19 protein-coding genes are annotated in these 19,053 nt (G+C 54.7%); all 19 read right to left on the bottom strand.

What is annotated here, in order from left to right; genetic code table 11:
* Positions 1-107 precede the first annotated feature (107 nt).
* The 19 genes from V8L73_RS12095 to ybeY all read right to left on the bottom strand — a co-directional run bounded on the left by V8L73_RS12095 (position 108) and on the right by ybeY (position 19,042).
* Entirely contained in the window at positions 108-527 is a 420-nt protein-coding gene (locus V8L73_RS12095) for a VOC family protein (RefSeq protein WP_347253093.1), read from the bottom strand.
* Between the two features lie 152 nt (positions 528-679).
* The gene (gene ybeD, locus V8L73_RS12090) at positions 680-943 is read right to left on the bottom strand and encodes a DUF493 family protein YbeD (protein ID WP_027272786.1); all 264 of its coding nucleotides are present in this window, start codon (positions 941-943) and stop codon (positions 680-682) included.
* A gap of 118 nt (positions 944-1,061) precedes the next feature.
* Positions 1,062-2,273 carry a D-alanyl-D-alanine carboxypeptidase DacA gene (gene dacA / locus V8L73_RS12085; RefSeq protein WP_347253092.1) on the bottom strand — a complete coding sequence of 404 codons (1,212 nt, stop codon included), beginning with the start codon at positions 2,271-2,273 and terminating at the stop codon, positions 1,062-1,064.
* Between the two features lie 166 nt (positions 2,274-2,439).
* Entirely contained in the window at positions 2,440-3,492 is a 1,053-nt protein-coding gene (gene rlpA / locus V8L73_RS12080) for an endolytic peptidoglycan transglycosylase RlpA (protein WP_347253091.1), read from the bottom strand.
* A 40-nt stretch (positions 3,493-3,532) separates the two neighbouring features.
* Positions 3,533-4,642, bottom strand: a complete 1,110-nt coding sequence (mrdB, locus tag V8L73_RS12075) for a peptidoglycan glycosyltransferase MrdB (RefSeq protein ID WP_027272789.1) — start codon at positions 4,640-4,642, stop codon at positions 3,533-3,535.
* Between the two features lie 21 nt (positions 4,643-4,663).
* Positions 4,664-6,565, bottom strand: coding sequence for a peptidoglycan DD-transpeptidase MrdA (mrdA, locus tag V8L73_RS12070; RefSeq protein WP_027272790.1), 1,902 nt, complete (start codon positions 6,563-6,565; stop codon positions 4,664-4,666).
* A gap of 24 nt (positions 6,566-6,589) precedes the next feature.
* Positions 6,590-7,060: a 23S rRNA (pseudouridine(1915)-N(3))-methyltransferase RlmH gene (rlmH, locus tag V8L73_RS12065; protein WP_027272791.1), complete on the bottom strand. Its 471-nt coding sequence runs from the start codon at positions 7,058-7,060 to the stop codon at positions 6,590-6,592.
* A gap of 3 nt (positions 7,061-7,063) precedes the next feature.
* Entirely contained in the window at positions 7,064-7,381 is a 318-nt protein-coding gene (gene rsfS / locus V8L73_RS12060) for a ribosome silencing factor (protein WP_261832397.1), read from the bottom strand.
* A gap of 127 nt (positions 7,382-7,508) precedes the next feature.
* Positions 7,509-8,171 (bottom strand): nicotinate-nucleotide adenylyltransferase, encoded by a 663-nt coding sequence (gene nadD / locus V8L73_RS12055; RefSeq protein ID WP_027272793.1) that lies wholly within the window; start codon positions 8,169-8,171, stop codon positions 7,509-7,511.
* Between the two features lies 1 nt (position 8,172).
* Entirely contained in the window at positions 8,173-9,195 is a 1,023-nt protein-coding gene (holA, locus tag V8L73_RS12050; RefSeq protein WP_347253090.1) for a DNA polymerase III subunit delta, read from the bottom strand.
* Complete coding sequence (lptE, locus tag V8L73_RS12045; RefSeq protein ID WP_261832395.1) at positions 9,192-9,743, bottom strand: LPS assembly lipoprotein LptE; 552 nt, start codon at positions 9,741-9,743, stop codon at positions 9,192-9,194. Before lptE ends, holA begins: the two co-directional genes overlap by 4 nt.
* A gap of 14 nt (positions 9,744-9,757) precedes the next feature.
* Positions 9,758-12,340: a leucine--tRNA ligase gene (gene leuS, locus V8L73_RS12040; protein WP_347253089.1), complete on the bottom strand. Its 2,583-nt coding sequence runs from the start codon at positions 12,338-12,340 to the stop codon at positions 9,758-9,760.
* A 234-nt stretch (positions 12,341-12,574) separates the two neighbouring features.
* Positions 12,575-13,300: an amino acid ABC transporter ATP-binding protein gene (locus tag V8L73_RS12035; RefSeq protein ID WP_027272797.1), complete on the bottom strand. Its 726-nt coding sequence runs from the start codon at positions 13,298-13,300 to the stop codon at positions 12,575-12,577.
* Complete coding sequence (gltK, locus tag V8L73_RS12030) at positions 13,300-13,983, bottom strand: glutamate/aspartate ABC transporter permease GltK (RefSeq protein WP_027272798.1); 684 nt, start codon at positions 13,981-13,983, stop codon at positions 13,300-13,302. The genes V8L73_RS12035 and gltK overlap by 1 nt, the downstream gene beginning before the upstream one ends.
* A 3-nt stretch (positions 13,984-13,986) precedes the next feature.
* A complete protein-coding gene (locus V8L73_RS12025; protein WP_027272799.1) occupies positions 13,987-14,724 on the bottom strand; it encodes an amino acid ABC transporter permease in 738 nt (245 codons plus the stop codon).
* 89 nt (positions 14,725-14,813) lie between these two features.
* On the bottom strand, positions 14,814-15,710 hold the full coding sequence (locus V8L73_RS12020) for a glutamate/aspartate ABC transporter substrate-binding protein (protein WP_027272800.1): 897 nt from the start codon (positions 15,708-15,710) through the stop codon (positions 14,814-14,816).
* A gap of 421 nt (positions 15,711-16,131) precedes the next feature.
* Positions 16,132-17,664 (bottom strand): apolipoprotein N-acyltransferase, encoded by a 1,533-nt coding sequence (gene lnt / locus V8L73_RS12015; protein ID WP_347253088.1) that lies wholly within the window; start codon positions 17,662-17,664, stop codon positions 16,132-16,134.
* A gap of 7 nt (positions 17,665-17,671) precedes the next feature.
* On the bottom strand, positions 17,672-18,550 hold the full coding sequence (gene corC, locus V8L73_RS12010; RefSeq protein ID WP_027272802.1) for a CNNM family magnesium/cobalt transport protein CorC: 879 nt from the start codon (positions 18,548-18,550) through the stop codon (positions 17,672-17,674).
* A gap of 18 nt (positions 18,551-18,568) precedes the next feature.
* Positions 18,569-19,042: an rRNA maturation RNase YbeY gene (ybeY, locus tag V8L73_RS12005; RefSeq protein ID WP_261832392.1), complete on the bottom strand. Its 474-nt coding sequence runs from the start codon at positions 19,040-19,042 to the stop codon at positions 18,569-18,571.
* Positions 19,043-19,053 lie beyond the last annotated feature (11 nt).

The following is a 19,053-nucleotide window of genomic DNA, read 5'->3' as shown; positions in this document are numbered from 1 at the left end:
TTATTATACCCGCCGTTTATTCATAGCTCCAGACGAAATCGGGACATCGGGCTTTTATTGTGCGATTAAGGAAAAATTTCAGTAAATTTTCTCAACGGCCATAAAATTCAGCCGTCTATATCGCTCATAATCATCCAGCTGACGCCAAAACGGTCGAGCACCATACCGAATCCGCTGGACCAAAAGGTCGCCTGAAACGGCTGTGTTACTCTACCGCCGGACGCAAGCGATTTGAATAGCCTTTCAGCTTCTTTACGGCTGTCGGCGTGCAGGGTGAGGCTAAATCCGTTGAAGTCGGGATAGTTGTCGTCGCACTTGCCGTCAGAGGCCATAAACTGGCTTTCACCGATCCGTACGTTGGCGTGCATCACTTTATTTTGCCATTCTTCGGGAATGGGGTCCGAATGCGGCTCGGGGGAGTCTTTATAACGCAGCAGGTAGGTCACTTCGGCGCCGATGCTTCTCTGGTAGAACTGTAGCGCTTCTTCACAGTTACCGGCAAAGAACAGATAGGGTTGCAGCTCCATAATAGTTCCTCTCGAATACGTACTGCGGGGGCTATGCTTCAAGCATAGTGCGGGTAAGGTGGTGGCGCCAGTTGGGGGGAGGGCATGCTAAAAAAGAAAGAGCCAGGCCTTGGCCTGACTCCTCTTATCGCATTGACGGCTTTGCTAAACGCCTACAGCACCATGCGGACGATCTCAATTTTACCCAGCTCTTCGTACAGCGTTTCCACCTGCTCAATGTGGGTAGCGGTGATCGTAATGGAAACAGAGTGGTAGTTTCCTTTGCTGCTGGGCTTTATCTGCGGATTGTAGTCGCCGGGCGCGTGACGCTGCACGACCTCTACCACCTGGTCGACCAGCTCCGGCTTGGCCAGCCCCATGACTTTATAGGTAAAAGAGCAGGGGAACTCGAGCAGTTCATTCAGTTTTGTTTTCATGGCGACTCCACGGTGTTAATAAGAGAAAGCCGTAAAATAACGACTCCCGCAAAGCGGGAGTCAACGTCATTCGGCCATGTAAGCTATATGGTGGCGATGGCGGTTTTTTCAAGTGCCATTAGCCAAACCAGCGGTGGAACATCAGCTTCACGTGATCGACCATGCGGCTAAAGAATCCGCCTTCCTGAACGTCGTTCAGAACGACAAGCGGGCGCTGTTCAATCGTTTTGCCGTCCAGCTGGAAGTTGATGGTGCCTACGACCTGGCCTTTGGTTAACGGCGCGTTGATTTCGGGGGCGGTCAGCGTATAGCTGGCCTTAAGATCGTTCAAGCGACCGCGAGGAATAGTCAACGCCGCGTTCTTATCGATACCCAGTTGAACGCGATCGGCGTCGCCAAACCAGACCGGCTCGGAGGCGAACTCTTTACCCGCCTGCAGAGGGGTAACGGTTTCAAAGAAGCGGAAGCCCCAGGTCAGCAGCTTTTTGCTTTCCGCTTCGCGCCCTTTAAACGTACGTCCGCCCATGACGACGGAAATCAGGCGCGTGTTGCCTTCCGTAGCGGAGGCAACCAGGTTGTACCCTGCCGCTGAAGTGTGGCCGGTTTTGATACCGTCGACGTTGAGGCCGGTGTCCCACAGCAGGCCGTTACGGTTCTGCTGCTTGATATTATTGAAATAGAACTCTTTCTCTTTATATACGGAATATTCGTCCGGTACGTCGCGAATAAGCGCTTGGCCCAGCAGGGCCATGTCGCGGGCCGAGCTGTATTGGCCCGGCGCATCAAGTCCGTGAACGGTTTCAAAATGGGTGTTCTTTAACCCCAGCGCCTGAACGTAGTTGTTCATGATGTTGACGAAGGCGTCCTGACTGCCGGCTACGTGCTCAGCCATTGCAACGCAGGCGTCATTGCCTGATTGAATGATAATGCCGCGGTTGAGGTCGGAGACTTTAACCTGCGTTCCCGCCTGTAGGAACATCAAAGAAGAGCCTTTAAAGACCGGATTGCCCGTTGCCCACGCCTCTTTACTGATCGTCACGTTGTCATCCAGGCTGATTTTCCCGGCCTTAATGCTTTGACCAATAACGTAGCTGGTCATCATTTTGGTCAGGCTGGCGGGGTCTCTGCGGGTGTCAGCGTTCATTTCGGCCAACACTTTGCCCGAGTTGTAGTCCATCAGAATGTAGGACTCCGCGTCTATCTGCGGCACTGCAGGGATAACGGTGGTGAGATTAACGTCGTTAGGATCCGCTGCGACTGCGCCGCTGAGGGTAATCAGCGCGCCTAACGTCAGGCTTTTAATTAACGGATGGCTAAATTTTTTGTACATAAAGGTCTGTTTCATAAGCGGGACAACACTATCCGTAAAGGGTTAAAAACGGCCACAGTATAACAAGTGGCAATCGAGAGAGCATCCTGATAGGGCCAAAAAGACCGTCCTGATGCGGTTAAGCGGTTGCGATAAGCAACGAACGTTGGCCTGAATGCGCTGTAACTCAGAGCGCGCCGGCCGTAGTAATAAAGCTGTTTGCATGTCCGCTATCGGACAGGCGTTGCAGCAGTGACTGGGCCTGCGCTTTGCTGGCGAAAGGGCCCATCTGAACGCGATAAAACGCGCCGCTCTCCGTCACTCGCCCGGGAACGCTAAGCTGGCTGCTGAGGTTTTGCTGTAGCGTTTGGGCTCTGGTGCGGTCATTGGTCGCCATTACCTGTACTACATAGCCTGAAGTTGAGCTCGAGGCGCTCACCGGGCGCGCATTGTCGGCATTTACCGGCGCTGGCACCACAGCGACCGTATCGGGTGCGGCGGGTATCGACAGCTGGCTGCCCGACGCGGCCGGCAGCGTAACGTTCTCTCCCTGAACGGGGGCGCTCAACTGGGTTGTGGGCGTATCGGCCGGTGGCGGCGTTGGGATCGACAGCTTATTATCGGGCCGTGTCGGCAAGTTAACGGGTTCGCTCTGCTGTGCGCTAAGTCCGTTCGTGCCGCCAAAGTCCGGTCGGGCAGGCAGTGCGTAGCTTTGTTTCACGACGGTGGAACCGACAGTGCCGGGGCCGGACAGGCTGCCGTCCGGTGAAACGATAATGACGTCAAGGCGAACCTTGGTTTGGCTGGTGACGTTGAGGCGGTCCGCGGCGGCTTTAGATAAATCGATGATGCGGCCTTTGGTGAAAGGGCCTCTGTCGTTGACGCGCACCACTATCTGGCGCCCGTTGCTTAAATTGGTTACGCGAACGTAGCTAGGAAGCGGCAGGGTAGGATGCGCGGCGGTGAGCTCCGTTGCGTCAAAGACTTCGCCAAGGGCCGTTTTGTTGCCGTGCAGCTCGTTGCCGTACCAGCTTGCAAGCCCAACCTGGCTGAAGTTTTCAGGATTCGTGATGATACGGTAGGTGGTGCCGTTTATCTTATAGTCTTTAAGCGTGCCCGGGTTGTAAGGCTCGTAGCGCGGTTCGGCGCCGCCTATCTCTTTTGCCGGTCCGGTTTGGGGCAGCGGCGGCAGGGTGTTGGTGGGCGTCGTCGTCTGACAGGCCGCCAGAAAAAGGCTCATTGTTCCAATCCATAGCCATGATTTGCGCATCAAACAACCCTCATACGTTTTTAGAAAGCAGCTTTCTGTGAGTGTGTATCGACATCACCAAGCCTAATCCCGCCATAAGCACAATCAGCGCGGAGCCGCCGTAGCTGATGAAGGGTAACGGTACGCCAACGACGGGCAAAATTCCACTAACCATACCTATATTGACAAAAACATACACACACAAAATCATTACGATGCCGCCTATCAGCACCCTGCCGAAGCTGGTTTGTGCGTTGGCCGCCAGCATGAAGCCCCTGACGATGACGCAAAGATAAAGCGCCAGCAGTACCAGTACGCCTACCAATCCCAGCTCTTCCGCCAGTACGGCGAAAATAAAGTCGGTATGTCGCTCGGGAAGAAACTCAAGCTGGGACTGAGTGCCGTGCAGCCAGCCTTTCCCCCACAGTCCGCCTGAGCCTATCGCAATTTTGGATTGTATGATGTGGTAGCCTGCGCCCAGCGGATCGCTTTCAGGATCGAGCAGCATCATGACACGCCCCCGCTGATAGTCATGCATAAGGAAGAACCAAAGTATCGGTATAAAGGCGGCGAGCGCCAGAGCGGCGATAAGAATGAGCCGCCAGCTCATGCCGGCTAAAAACAGAATGAATAAGCCTGAAGCCGCGACCAGAATGGCTGTCCCCAAATCGGGCTGAGCGGCGACCAAAAGCGTAGGGAAAAAGATCAACACCAGAGCGATGCCGGTATTTTTTAGCGAAGGGGGACACGAGTCTCGGTTAATATAGCGCGCCACCATAAGCGGGACGGCTATCTTTGCGATTTCCGACGGTTGGAATCGTACAAAGCCCAGATCGAGCCAGCGCTGGGCGCCTTTACTGATTTGGCCGAAGACGTCAACCAGAATGAGTAAGATAACGCAAAAAATATAAAGATAGGGCGCCCAGTTTTCATAGATCCGGGGCGGGACCTGCGCCATTACCAGCATAACGCCAAGCCCAAGCACCGTTTGGCTTACCTTGCGCTGCATCATGTCCGGGTCCTGGCCGCTGGCGCTCCACAGAACGAAAAAACTGTAGGCCAAGAGGGTCAGCACGAAGAAGGTCAGAATCGGGTCGATGTGGATTTTAGTCCAAAACGACGGCTTTTTGTTATCACTCATGGATTACCTGCATTACTGTTCTCAGTCGCCTTCGTGCGGCAGGGTGGTTAACTCGGGCAACGCGGTATTCTGGTCGTCCAGCAGGATGTGGTCAAGAATGCGGCGCACGATGGGCCCCGCGTTGCCGCCACCGCCGCCGCCATTTTCCAGAATCATCGATACGGCCACCTTAGGGTTATCGTAGGGGGCAAAGCCAATAAAAAGGGCGTGGTCGCGCAGGTGTTCAGCAACTCTTTTTGCATTATAGACTTCGTTCTTCTTCAGGCCGAAAACCTGCGCCGTACCGGATTTTCCCGCCGCCTTGTAGGGCGTGCCGGCAAATACGCGCCGTGCGGTACCGTTCGGGCGGCTGACGACGCCGTACATCCCGTCTTTAGCAATTTCCCAGTAGCCGGAATGAATATCTCCGATGTGAGTATTCTCTTTTTGCCGGTAGGGCTCAAGCTTGCCGTTCACTTTGGTGCTAAGCAGCAGGTGCGGCGTTTTTACCAACCCGTCGTTAATCAGCGTAACCAGCGCCTTGGACATCTGAATCGGCGTCGCGGTCCAGTAGCCCTGGCCGATGCCGACCGGAATGGTATCGCCCTGATACCACTGTTTCTTATGGCGCTTCATTTTCCATTCGCGGGTCGGCATGACGCCTGGATACTCTTCCGCAATATCGATGCCGCTGTATTCGCCATAGCCGAACTTTTTCATCCAGGCCGACAGGCGGTCGATGCCCATGTCGTAGGCGACCTGATAAAAGAAGGTGTCGGCTGATTCTTCCAGCGATCGGGTGACGTCTAGCTGACCGTGGCCTGAGCGCTTCCAGTCGCGGTAGCGCTTGTCGGTATTCGGTAACTGCCACCAGCCCGGATCGAAAAGGGTGGTTTTTTTGGTAATTACGCCGGAAGAGAGCGCGGCGACGGCAATGTAAGGCTTCACGGTAGACGCGGGCGGATAGGTGCCCTGCGTTGTTCGGTTAATCAGTGGGCGGTTGGGATCGTTAAGCAGGCTCTGATAGTCCGCGTAGCTTATTCCATCAACGAACATATTGGGGTCGTAGCTAGGGCTGGAAACCATAGCGAGGACGCCGCCGTCTCTCGGATCGCTGACCACGACCGCCGCGCGGCGGTTCCCCAGCAGCGTTTCTATGTACTGCTGGAGGCTAAGGTCGATAGTCAGATAAATGTCTTTCCCCGCCTGCGGCGGCTGCTCGCTAAGCTGGCGGATCACGCGCCCGCGGCTGTTGACCTCGACCTCTTCATAGCCCGGCTTGCCGTGCAGCACGTCTTCATAATATTTCTCAATGCCCTGTTTGCCGATGTCGTGCGTGGCAGAGTAGTCCTGCAGCTTATCACTGGCCGCCAGCCGTTCCAGATCCTGAGTGTTGATTTTGGATACGTAGCCGACGACGTGAGTCAGCGCTGAGCCATAGGGATAGTAACGCCGCTGATAGCCTTTGACCTCGATACCGGGAAAGCGGTATTGGTTAACGGCAAAGCGGGCGATCTGTAGGTCAGTCAGCTTGGTTTTTAGCGCGATGGGTGTAAAGCGGCGCGAGTTTTTGCGCTCTTTTTCAAAATTGGCGATGTCGTCGTCGTTAAGATCGACGATGGAGCGCAACTGCTCTATGACTTCTTTAAGATTGCTTATTTTTTCCGGCACCAGTTCCAGTTGATAGATGGTGCGGTTTTCCGCTAACAGAGTGCCGTTACGGTCATAAATCAGCCCGCGCGAGGGCGCAATGGGCACCAGCTTAATGCGGTTGTCGTTGGAACGGGTGCGGTAGTCTTCAAAACGCTCGATTTGAAGGTTATACAGGTTGGCTATCAGAATAGTGATAAGGATGAAAACGATGACGACAGCGATCAGGGCTCGACGTAGAAACAGTGCTGATTCAGCCGTGTGGTCACGGAAAGCGTTAGGTTCTTTTTTCATCCCAAAACTACGTTAGTTAAATGGCTATTCACGGTGGTACGGGTGGTTCGTCGTGATGCTCAATGCGCGATAAAGGCTTTCTGCGACCAACACTCTGACCAGCGGGTGCGGCAGCGTAAGCGGCGACAGCGACCAGCTTTGCTCAGCAGCCTGTTTACAGGCCGGCGCCAGACCCTCCGGGCCGCCGATAAGCAGGCTGACGTCGCGGCCGTCCTGCTTCCACTGCGTCAACTGCTGGGCCAGCTGCGGCGTATCCCAAGGCTTTCCCGGGATGTCCAGCGTCACGATGCGGTTGCCTTTACCGACAGCGGCCAGCATCAGCTCGCCTTCTTTTTCCAGAATGCGCTTAATGTCTGCATTCTTGCCCCGCTTTCCGGCTGGAATTTCCGTCAGTTCAAACGGCATATCCTTAGGAAAGCGGCGCTGATAGTCGTTAAATCCGGTCTGCACCCAGTCCGGCATTTTCGTGCCAACGGCGATAAGCTGTAGCCTCACCCGTTAGCTCCAAAGCTTTTCCAGTTCATATCGCCTGCGGCTTTCGTCTTGCAGCACGTGCACCATGATGTCGTCGAGATCGACAACGATCCATTCGCCGTCTGCGTCGCCTTCAACGCCCAGCGGATCCATCCCGGCCTGACGGGCGGCCTGAAAAACGTGCTCGGCAATGGACTGTACGTGTTTGCTGGACGTACCCGTACAGATAATCATGCAGTCGGTGATGCTGGACGTCTTACTGACGTCGATGCTGACGATGTCCTGACCTTTTACGTCTTCGATTTTATCGATAACAAATGATTGGAGCTCGCGGCCTTGCAAAGGTTCCCCCAGAATACAATAGGTATTTATTAAAAAGCGTTTACGTGACGCGTTAAGACGGTTCCCGCCCGGAGAGAGTATCTTCGCCCGGCGCGGCGCAATTTAAGATAGTAACATGATTCCCGTTTCAGATGTACAAACCCTGTTGGTCAATGTACGTTTGTACGGACGTTGGAAGCAGATCGTCGAGGCTTAAGCCTTTGCGCTTTCTCTGGCGGATGTCGGTCGCCGATATGTCAAGCAGGGGCGTGTGCGCCAGGTAAATAAGGCCGTGCGGCCGCTGTTTAAGGCTTTCGACGTTGGTCGTTTGGTGGCTTTCCAACCAGCGCTCAAGCTCCGGCGTATCGAGCCGGCTGGCGTAACCCGGGCGGGCGCAGACCAGTAGGTGACAGACGTCGAGCAGGGACTGCCATCGGTGCCAGTAATGTAGCGTAAGAAGCGAATCCTGACCGATAATAAACGCCAGCGGCTGGCCGTCGCCTTTTTCCCTGCGGATCTCTTCGAGCGTATCGATAGTGTAAGAGGGCGCGGTTCGATGTAGCTCCCTTTCGTCAACCGAGAATAGCGGATTGCCTTCAATCGCCAGCTCCACCATTTTCAATCTCTGCTGCGCGTTAGCCTCCGGCTGAGGGCGATGGGGCGGAACGTGGTTGGGCAACAGCGTAATATGCTGAAGGCCGACCTCCTTGGACAGCGCCTCAACCGGCTTAAGGTGGCCGTAGTGGATCGGGTCAAACGTTCCCCCGAACAGAGCATGGACCGGCTCGTGGCGGCTTAGCCTGTCAGACATGTTAATACGCCTCGGATAAGGGTTTGCCGCAAAGCAGCATCATCAGGCTTTCAAGGTCATCCCAGACTGATTGACCAAAATCCTGCTTTATAGTGAGTTCTATTTTCGTTAGCAGGGAAACGGACTGCGCCAGCCGGGCCGCATCCAAACGCTGTAACGCCTCAGTCACCAAAGGGCGACGATTTTGCCATATCTTTTGCTTATCGAACAGGGCTCTCAAGGGCGTATCCTGCATTTTTCTCTGCAGATGAAGCAGTTGAAGCAGCTCTCGCTGTAGCGTTCGAATCAGGATCAGCGCCTCGGATTCTTCTAGCCTTAGCTGATGCAAAATGTGGTAGGCCCGCTTGATTTTTCCCGCCAGTATCGCATCCACCCAGTGATAAGGGGTAAAGTGCGCCGCGTCGTTAACCGCTTGCTCTACGCGCGGCAGCGTCAGCTTTCCGTCAGGGAACAGCAGCGAGAGCCTTTCAAGGGCCTGAGACAGCGCTAGCAGGTTTCCTTCATAGCAGTAGCAAAGCAGCTGAATGGCCGCGTCATCGATGGATAGTTGACGCATTTTGGCTCGTTGCGCCACCCAGCGCGGCAGGTGAGCCTGCTCCGGCGTCTGGCAGCTTACGACAACGCCGTGTTCGCCAAGCGCTTTAAACCAGGCGCCGTTTTCCTGCGATTTCGTCGGCCTTGAGCCGCGAAGGATAACCAGTATATCGGAGTGGAGCAGGGCGCTGAGCTCGGTCAGGCGTTCGCCTAAGGCCGCGTTAACGCCCGCGTCGGGAAACTGTAGGATAAAAATCTTTCGGGTGGAGAACAGGTTAAGCGACTGGCATTCGGTAAAAATGTCGTCCCAGTCCGCCTGTGCGTTGAGGTCATAGGTAAAGGTTTCGCTGAACCCCTGAGCCGTCGCGGCGCGGCGTACCGCATCCTGACTTTCTTCCAGCAAAAGAGGCTCATTGCCATAGAGCTGATAGCAAGGGCGCAGCCCCTCCTGGAGCTGCGCCGCTAGCTGTTCAGGGTAGATTCTGATCATTGAGCCGGTACGGCGCCTTCAAGCTGCGCTTCGTCATCGCTCTGATCTTTCCCCGTGGTCTGAACGGTCGCCAGCTTGCGCACCAGCTGTTGGGCCAGCTGTTCACGCATTTCCTGGTAGATCATGTCTTCTTCGTTGTCCTTTGCCAGAGCGGTTAAGGGGTTATCGAAGAAGGAGCGGAACGTCTTGGCGCTGATGCGGTAGACCCCTTCGTTAGGAATAATCACCTGAGCGCTGATCGCCATGACCATCTGGTACTCTGCCGTGGTGCCGGTCTGGAAGATGGATACCGTCTCTTTGCTGCTGCCTTCGCCGCCAAGGCGAAGAACGGGCAGGTCTTTACGGGTCTTATCTTCTTCAATGGTCACGCCGCTCTGACGAAGCTGGCTGCGCACCGCGCGGGACATCGGACCGTAAGGGTCTCCGCCTTCCATAATCAGCGTTTGCAGGCTTTGCGGCACGCTGGTAGTGCCGCGCAGGCTAAATCCGCATCCGGCCGTGACCAGCACGGCGACGGACAGCAGGGCTGCAAGAATAGGATGTCGCATAGTAGCTCCTCGGGTTAACCCACAACCAGGTTTAACAGTTTTCCGGGCACGTAGATAGCCTTGCGGATCGTGACGCCATTCAGGTGCTTCGCCACCAGCGGATCGGCGATAGCCGCAGCCTTGACGTCCTCTTCGCTGATGTCCGCCGCAACGGTGATGCGAGCGCGCACTTTGCCGTTAACCTGAACGACGACCAGCTTGGCGTCTTCAACCATTGCATCTTGGTCGGCAACCGGCCACGGCGCCATGTCGATATCGCCTTCGCCGCCCAGCTCGCGCCACAGAGCGAAGCTGACGTGAGGCGTAAACGGATAAAGCAGACGCACTACGGCCAGCAGGGCTTCCTGCATCAGCGCGCGATCCTGCTCGCTTTCCTGCGGCGCGCGGGTCAGCTTGTTCATCAGCTCCATCACGGCCGCGATAGCGGTGTTGAAGATTTGGCGACGGCCGATATCGTCAGTCACTTTGGCGATAGTCTTGTGCAGTTCGCGGCGCAGCGCCTTTTGTTCTTCGTTCAGGCTGCTGACGTCCAGATTGCCGGTTGGGCCCTTGGCTAGGTGGTCGTACGCCAAGCGCCAGACGCGCTTGATAAAGCGGTTAGCTCCCTCTACGCCGGACTCCTGCCATTCCAGAGTCATTTCCGCCGGAGAGGCGAACATCATGAACAGGCGAACCGTATCGGCGCCGTATTTTTCAACGATGTCCTGCGGGTCGATGCCGTTGTTTTTGGACTTCGACATCTTGGTCATACCGGTATAGACCAGCTCACGGCCTTCTTTATCGAATGCCTTAACGATGCGCTGTTTGTCGTCGCGCTCAACGGTGACGTCTTTAGGCGAAACCCAAATGCGTTCGTTAGTAGGTGAGGTGTAGTAGAACGCATCCGCCAGCACCATACCCTGACATAGCAAACGCTTGGCGGGCTCGTCGGAATTGACCAGACCGGCGTCGCGCATCAGCTTGTGGAAGAAGCGGAAGTACATCAGGTGCATGATGGCGTGCTCAATGCCGCCGACGTACTGATCGACCGGCAGCCAGTAGTTTGCCGCGGCCGGATCCAGCATGCCTTTGTCATACTGCGGGCAGGTGTAGCGCGCGTAGTACCAGGAAGACTCCATGAAGGTGTCAAAGGTATCGGTTTCGCGCAGGGCTGGCTGCCCCTGATAGGTGGTTTTTGCCCAGTTGGGATCGGCCTTGATCGGGCTTGTGATCCCATCCATCGTTACGTCTTCCGGCAGGATAACCGGCAGCTCTCCTTCTGGCGTAGGCACTACGGTGCCGTCCGGCAGCGTCACCATCGGGATCGGCGCGCCCCAGTAGCGCTGACGGGAGACGCCCCAGTCGCGCAGGCGATAGTTTATCTTGCGCTCACCGATACCTAATGAAACCAGCTTGTCGGCAATGGCGTTGAACGCTGCGTCAAAGTCCAGTCCGTCAAATTCGCCGGAGTTGAACAGTACGCCTTTTTCCGTATTGGCGCTTTCTGACAGATCCGGCGGCGTACCGTCGGCGGCCAGAATAACCGGCTTGATGGGCAAACTATACTTAGTGGCAAATTCCCAGTCGCGCTGGTCGTGGCCGGGGACCGCCATCACCGCGCCGGTGCCGTAGTCCATCAAGACAAAGTTGGCGACCCAAACAGGCAGCTTTTCGCCATTGAGCGGGTGGATCGCGTACAGGCCGGTCGCGACGCCTTTTTTCTCCATGGTCGCCATGTCGGCTTCGGCAACTTTAGTGTTGCGGCATTCGTCGATAAAGCGGCTCAGCTCGGGGCTGTTTTTGGCCGCTTGAGCTGCCAGCGGGTGGCCGGCGGCGATAGCGACGTAGGAGACGCCCATAAAGGTGTCGGGGCGCGTGGTGTAAACGGACAGCGCATCATCGCTGCCGTCAACGGCAAAGGTAATTTCAACCCCTTCAGAGCGGCCAATCCAGTTGCGCTGCATGGTTTTAACCTGCTCTGGCCAGCTTTCAAGCGTGTCCAGATCGTTAAGCAGCTGTTCGGCGTAGGCGGTGATTTTGATAAACCACTGCGGGATTTCTTTACGCTCGATAGGGGTGTCGCAGCGCCAGCAGCAGCCGTCGATAACCTGCTCGTTAGCCAGCACGGTCAGATCGTTCGGGCACCAGTTCACGGCGGAGGTTTTCTTGTAAACCAGGCCTTTTTCGTACAGCTTGGTGAAGAACCATTGCTCCCAACGATAGTAGTCGGGGTCGCAGGTGGCGAATTCGCGGCTCCAATCGTAGCCGAAGCCTAAAAGCTTCAGCTGGTTCTTCATGTAGTCAATATTTTCATAGGTCCAGGGGGCGGGGGCGGTGTTGTTTTTTACCGCTGCGCCCTCGGCCGGCAGGCCGAAAGCATCCCAGCCGATGGGTTGAAGCACGTTTTTGCCCAGCATGCGCTGGTAGCGGGAGATAACGTCGCCAATCGTATAGTTACGTACGTGACCCATGTGAAGTCGCCCAGAAGGGTAGGGCAGCATGGAAAGGCAATAGTATTTTTCTTTGGTCGGGTCTTCAGTGACCTGGAAGGTTTTCTTTTCTTGCCAATGATTTTGTACGTGAGATTCAATATCTTCCGGGCGGTAATGCTCTTGCATGGCGACGCGTCGTCCTTATATTTTATCAAAACCGCCGTCCGGCTATCGGCTGACCCATAGCGACGGCGTTCGTTTACGATATACAGATCGGTATAGGATAGCGGTAAGCATCGGACTCAACAATACTCTAAAGCGACGTAAATGCGCTTTGATGCGATTATTTGTTGGAAAAAGCGCCGGGAAGGTTCTGACGTGTGGGTCATAAAAAAGGCGCCGCTAAGGGCGCCCGTAGGATTAGTGCAGGATTTTTGCGAGGAAGTCTTTCGCACGGTCCGACTGAGGGTTATTGAAGAACTCTTCTTTTCTCGTATCTTCAATGATTTTCCCTTCATCCATAAACAGAATGCGGTGGGCCACCTTTTTGGCGAAACCCATTTCGTGCGTAACGACCATCATAGTCATGCCTTCATAGGCCAGCTCAACCATAACGTCCAGCACTTCGTTGATCATTTCCGGGTCGAGCGCCGAAGTAGGTTCATCAAACAGCATGGCGATAGGGTCCATGCACAGCGCGCGCGCAATGGCGACGCGCTGCTGCTGGCCGCCGGAAAGCTGGCTAGGGAACTTGCTTGCGTGGGCCGCAAGCCCAACGCGCTCAAGCAGCGCCATGGCTTTATGTTCCGCCTCGGCCTTGTTGCGGTTAAGCACCTTAACCTGCGCCAGCGTCAGGTTTTCAATAATGGACAGGTGGGGGAAAAGCTCAAAGTGCTGGAACACCATGCCGACGCGGGCGCGAAGCCGGGCCAGATCGGTTTTCGGGTCGTTAACGACGATGCCGTCAACCGTAATGGTTCCCTGCTGAATAGGCTCAAGTCCGTTTACGGTTTTGATAAGCGTTGACTTGCCTGAACCGGAAGGCCCGCAGACTACCACAACTTCACCTTTTTTTACTTCGGTGGTGCAGTCTGACAGTACTTGAAAACGGTCGTACCATTTGGAAACGTTCTTTAAGGAAATCATTAAACGGTTGTCCTTTTCTTCAAATAAGTAACAAGCATAGAAGCAGATAGGCAGATGACAAAGTAAACGAAACCGGCGAATAACACCATTTCGATTTCGGTTCCCGAGTTCTTACCAATGTTGCTTGCGCTGCGGAAGAAGTCCGCCACCCCGATGATATACACCAGCGAGGTGTCCTGAAACAGAATGATCCCCTGCGTCAGCAGCAGGGGCGTCATGGCTCTGAAGGCCTGCGGTAGAATAACCAGGCGCATGGACTGCCAGGGCGTCATGCCCAACGCCAGCGCGGCCGAGTTTTGGCCACGTGCGACGCTTTGCAGGCCCGCGCGGATAATCTCCGAGTAGTAAGCGGCTTCAAACAGCGAGAAGGCGACCACGGCGGAAATAAAGCGAATATCGGTCTGCGGCGACAGATTGAGATAGGTTTTCAGCACCTGTGGCACGATCAGGTAGAACCACAGCAGCACCATAAACAGCGGCACCGAACGAAAGGTGTTGACGTAGGCGGCGGCGATGTAGCTTATCCAGCGGAACTTGGGCGGCGCCAGACGGAAAATGGCTAATGCCGTACCCCAGGCTATGCCCACCAAAATCGCGCTGCCGGCGATTTTAAACGTGACCCACATGCCTTCCAAAAGGTAAGGCAGGTTGGGAATTATCGTACTCCAGTCAAATTCGTACATGGCTTATCCTCCGAAAGTGCCCGGTAGACGAAGTTTCTTCTCGACGATTTTCATCACCCTGATAAGCACGGCGTTTATCAGCACGTAGGCAATGGTAACGGCCAGGAATGACTCATAGGCGTAGCCGGAGTAGTCCAGCAGCTTGCTGGCCTGAGCCGACAGCTCAATCAGGCCGATGGTCGAGGCGACGGCGGAGTTTTTTACCATGTTGAGCATTTCAGACGTCAACGGCGGTATCACAATGCGGTAAGCATTGGGCAACAGAACGTAGCGGTAGGCCTGCGGTAGCGTAAGCCCCATCGCCAGCGCCGCGCTTTTCTGGCCGCGCGGCAGCGCCTGAATGGCGGTTCTGACCTGCTCACAGACGCGAGCGCCGGTAAATACGCCCAGACAGCAGATGGAAAGAATAAAGAACTGGATATCGGGATCCAGTTCCCCCTTAAACCAGCTGCCGATAGATTCGGGTAACAGTTCAGGAACCAGTAGGTACCAAATAAAAAACTGAACGATAAGGGGAACGTTGCGAAACAGCGCTACGTAAATGGTGCCAAGCGTGGACAAAAAGCGATTGGGCACCGTACGCAAAATGCCAAATAGCGATCCCAGAATGAACGCAATAATCCAGGCGCAAAAAGACAGCGCGATAGTGACCTGAAAGCCGACCCACAACCATCCCAGATAGGTTGTATCCCCGAACGGGGCCTGTTCCAGAAATATTCCCCAATGCCAATTACCAAACATAGCTAAGCCCTTCTTTTTTCTTCTTATCAGCGCCCCTCGCCTTATGACGAGGGGCGCTAACCCAGAGACGGTAAGCGGTACGCCTGCCGTTAGTTCAGGGCTTTGTCGTTAGGTGCGCTAAACAGTTTTTTCATGTCGTCAGACAGGTCAAAGTTCAGGTTCAGGCCCTTGGGCGGGATAGGATTTTTGAACCACTTGTCGTAAGACTTTTCCGCCGCGCCGGACTTTTGCGCCTGAGCGATAGTGTCGTCCATCAGCTTTTTAAACTGCGCGTCATCTTTACGCAACATGCAGCCGTAGGCTTCAAAGGACTGAGGCTTGCCGACGATTTCCCACTGATCCGGTTTCTTCGACTTGGCTCTTTCACCGGCCAGCAGGGCGTCGTCGATCATAAAGGCAACGGCGCGGCCGCTTTCAACGGTGCGGAAGGAGTCGCCGTGGTCTTTGGCGCTGATAATGCGCAGATCGAGCTTCTCGGCGTCGTTCATTTTGTTCAGCAGCGCTTCAGAGGTGGTGCCGGAAGTGACAACGACGTTTTTGCCCTTAAGGTCGGCGAAGTCTTTAATTCCGCTGTCCTTGTTAACCAGCAGACGGGTACCGACGATGAACAGGGTATTGGAGAAATCGACCTGCTTTTGACGCTCTGCGTTGTTAGTCGTTGAGCCGCACTCAAAGTCGTAGGTGCCGTTTTGCAGCAGCGGGATACGGTTTTGAGACGTCACCGGAATAAGCTTGACCTGAAGGTTAGGCATATTCAGCTTTTTCTTCACCGCGTCAACGATGAGATTGGAGTAGTCCTGTGAATAGCCTACGACGTTTTGCTGATTGTCATAATAAGAGAAAGGTACGGAAGATTCGCGGTGACCTACGGTAATCACGCCGCTGTCTTTGATTTTCTTTAGCGTGCCGTTGAGTTCTTCAGCATGGAGCGAAGTGCTTGTCAGGCCCATTAAAACCAGCGGCAGTACTAACTTGCGTAATTGCATGACTTACTCCTTCATTTTATCAGTGTGGTGTTTTTGCTGTGTTTCACAAGTCGACGAATTTGCCGCAAGTGATGTAATTAAAATGTAGTTTAATGATGCATTTGTGTAAAACGCATAACACTTCATTTACCTACGAAATGCACCAACAGTGAACGATTTCACAACTCTGCTCTTTATTGGTGCAATTCTGCACTTATAGAGTGCGACCCCGCTCAAGAACCATATCCGTTAAGGTTATTTTGGCCTTTTTGTTCAGGTTCATAGAGTATGTAGCAAGGCGTGTGCCAACTCTTATTGGTGTTATTTTCTTGTTAAATTAAGAAGTAAAGGAGCGTGATGGCATAGGGGCGTTAAGCATATAAACCAAAGCCCCTCGCCGAATGACGAAGGGCTTTGGTAGAACGCGCGATATAGGAATAGCTTAGCGGCGGCGAGAAAGCAGGAAAGAACCGCCGATGAATACCGCCGTCAGAAGCCAGACGGGAAGGCTGCCCCAGCGGGCATAAGGCGTAATGCCGGTTGTGGGCGCAACGTTAACTTCCAGCACTTGGCGCTTGAACTGCGGGATCTGCGCGATGACGTCGCCGCTGGCGGAGATCGCTGCCGTCACGCCGTTGTTGGTGCCGCGAAGCATTGGACGGCCAAGTTCCAACGCGCGCATGCGAGCCATCTCTAAATGCTGCCAGGGGCCGATGGAGTCGCCAAACCAGGCGTCGTTTGAAATGGTCAACAGGAAGTCGGTATCGGGCGTCCAGTTGTCTCTGACCTGCTCGCCGAGAATAACCTCATAACAAATGGCGCTGGTGATTTTATACCCGTTAGCCTCAATAGGGGACTGGCGATAGTCGCCGGAGCTGATAGAGGACATGGGCAGATCGAAAAACGCCGCCAGAGGCCGGAGAATGGACTCAAAAGGAACGTACTCGCCGAAGATGACCAAGTGGTGCTTGTTGTATCGATTATCGCCTTCATACCGATAAGGCTGTCGGTTGCCAAGCACGATAAGAGTGTTGTAATAGTTGCCGCCATCGCCGTTTTGGGCAATGCGGTAGTCAATAATGCCGGTTATCAGCGAGGTGTGCCTCTGGCGATAGCCTTCATCCAGCGACTTCAGGAAAGAAGCCTGCCGCATTTCTACATCGGGGATGGCCGCTTCCGGCCAGATAACGATTTTGGCTTTGCCGACGTAGGGTTCAGACGCGTTGACGTAGGCCTCAAGCGTAGGCAGCAGCTGGTTTGGCTTCCATTTTAGCGACTGTTCGATGTTGCCCTGCACCAGCGCCACGTCGGCTGCTCTTTCCGGCTGCTCGGTAAACCACTGAAGCTTTTGCAGCGGCCAGGGCAGGAGCATCAAGGCTACGGCAATAGCCGCCGGAACGATGCGGCGGCGAGAGGCCGCCAGCACCAGCAGACCGCTGACGGCCATCAAAAGGAAGGTTATCGCGTTGACGCCAAACAGCGGCGCGATGCCTTTGAGCGGGCCGTCGATTTGCGCATAGCCAAATTGAAGCCACGGAAAGCCGGTAAACACCCAGCCGCGCAGAAATTCGGTCACCTGCCATAGCGCGGGCGCGGCAAAAACCAGCCGCCATGCGCCGGTCTGCGGCCAAAACTTTGCAAGCAGCCAGGTAAACAGCATTGGGTAGAGCGACAGGTAGGCGGCTAACAGCAGCACCAGTCCTACGCTTGCGGGCAGGGGAAGTTCGCCGAATTGATTGATGCTGACGTAGACCCAGCTGACGCCGCTGCAAAAAAGCCCTAATCCCCAAAAAAAACCGACGCCCATGGCGGATTTGGGTGAGCGGTTAAGCGTCAGGGCCAGCAGGGCGCAAAGCGCGACCAGAGAGGCTGGCCAGAGGCTAAAGGGGGAGAAGGCTAGCGTTCCGCTGGCGCCAAAAATAAACGCCAGCCCGAGGCGAATCGGGCGGCGGTCAAGAAAAGAGGCGTGAGTCATTTATAGATTAGTCTTCTAAATAGGGCTGCGGCGCTTCGTTGGGGATAGTGACGTGCACCTGAATAATGCGCCGGCTGTCGGCCATGGCGACTTTAAACTGATATCCGTCAACCGTGACGATTTCTCCCCGCGAGGGCAGGTGACCCAGCGCCTGCATTACCAGACCGCCGATGGTGTCCACCTCTTCATCGCTAAAGCTGGTGGAAAATATGTCGTTGAAGTCTTCAATCGGCGTCAGCGCACGCACGGTAAACGTGTGACGGCTCAGCTGGCGCACGTCGCGGTCTTCCACGTCGTCGTATTCATCTTCGATTTCGCCGACGATGAGTTCCAGAATGTCCTCAATGGTTACCAGACCGGAAACGCCGCCAAATTCGTCAATAACGATCGCCATGTGGTAGCGCTGTGAGCGAAACTCTTTAAGCATGCGGTCTACCCGCTTGCTTTCAGGGACAACGACGGCAGGACGGAGAACCTTATCAATGCTGAAAGTATCCGCATCCTTATTCATAAACGGCAGAAGGTCCTTGGCCATCAGGATGCCTTCTATATGGTCTTTATCTTCACTGATGACAGGGAAGCGGGAGTGGGCGGAATCAATAATGACCTCCAGACACTCCTCCAGAGACTGATTTTTCTTCAGCGTGATCATCTGGGAACGAGGGATCATGATGTCGCGCACGCGCTGCTCGGCGATGTCCATGACGCCTTCGAGCATATCGCGCGTGTCGGGATCTATCAGATCGTTCTGTTCTGAATCGCGAATCAGCTCGACCAAATCACCGCGGTTTTTAGGCTCGCCGTGAAACAATTGGCCGAGAAGAAGAGAGAAGAAGCCCTTTTTGGGGGCAGGACCTTCATTATTTTGAGAGTGATCGTCGCTCATGCAATATCAATTAGTTGGTTAAAATTCATCTTTTTCTGAGGCATAGGGGTCGGGATAACCCAGGCTCTGCATAATCTCAGTTTCTAAAGATTCCATTTCCTGCGCATCGTCATCGTCGATGTGATCATACCCTAACAGATGGAGGCTACCGTGGACAACCATGTGAGCCCAATGTGCAGTTAAAATTTTGTTTTGCTCTTGTGCTTCTTTTTCAACTACCTGGCGGCATATCACCAGATCGCCGAGCAGCGGCATCTCCATGCCCGGGGGTGCTTCAAAAGGAAATGACAGCACGTTGGTCGGCTTGTCCATTCCTCGGTAGGTATGGTTAAGCTCATGGCTTTCTTCGCTGTCCACCAAGCGTACCGTAACTTCCGCCTCGGCCTGAAAGGGCAGGACGGCGGCGTCCAGCCAGCGCTGAACGTCCGCTTCGGCCGGCAGGCCATTTTGGCTTTCACAGGCGAGCTGCAGGTCTAAAATGACGTGTTCCATTAAATCTTTCA

It is taken from the genome of Leminorella grimontii, from assembly GCF_039789245.1.
Lineage (GTDB): Bacteria > Pseudomonadota > Gammaproteobacteria > Enterobacterales > Enterobacteriaceae > Leminorella > Leminorella grimontii.
Note: the sequence above shows the minus strand (reverse complement) of the source record. Positions and strands in the feature narration are given on the sequence as shown.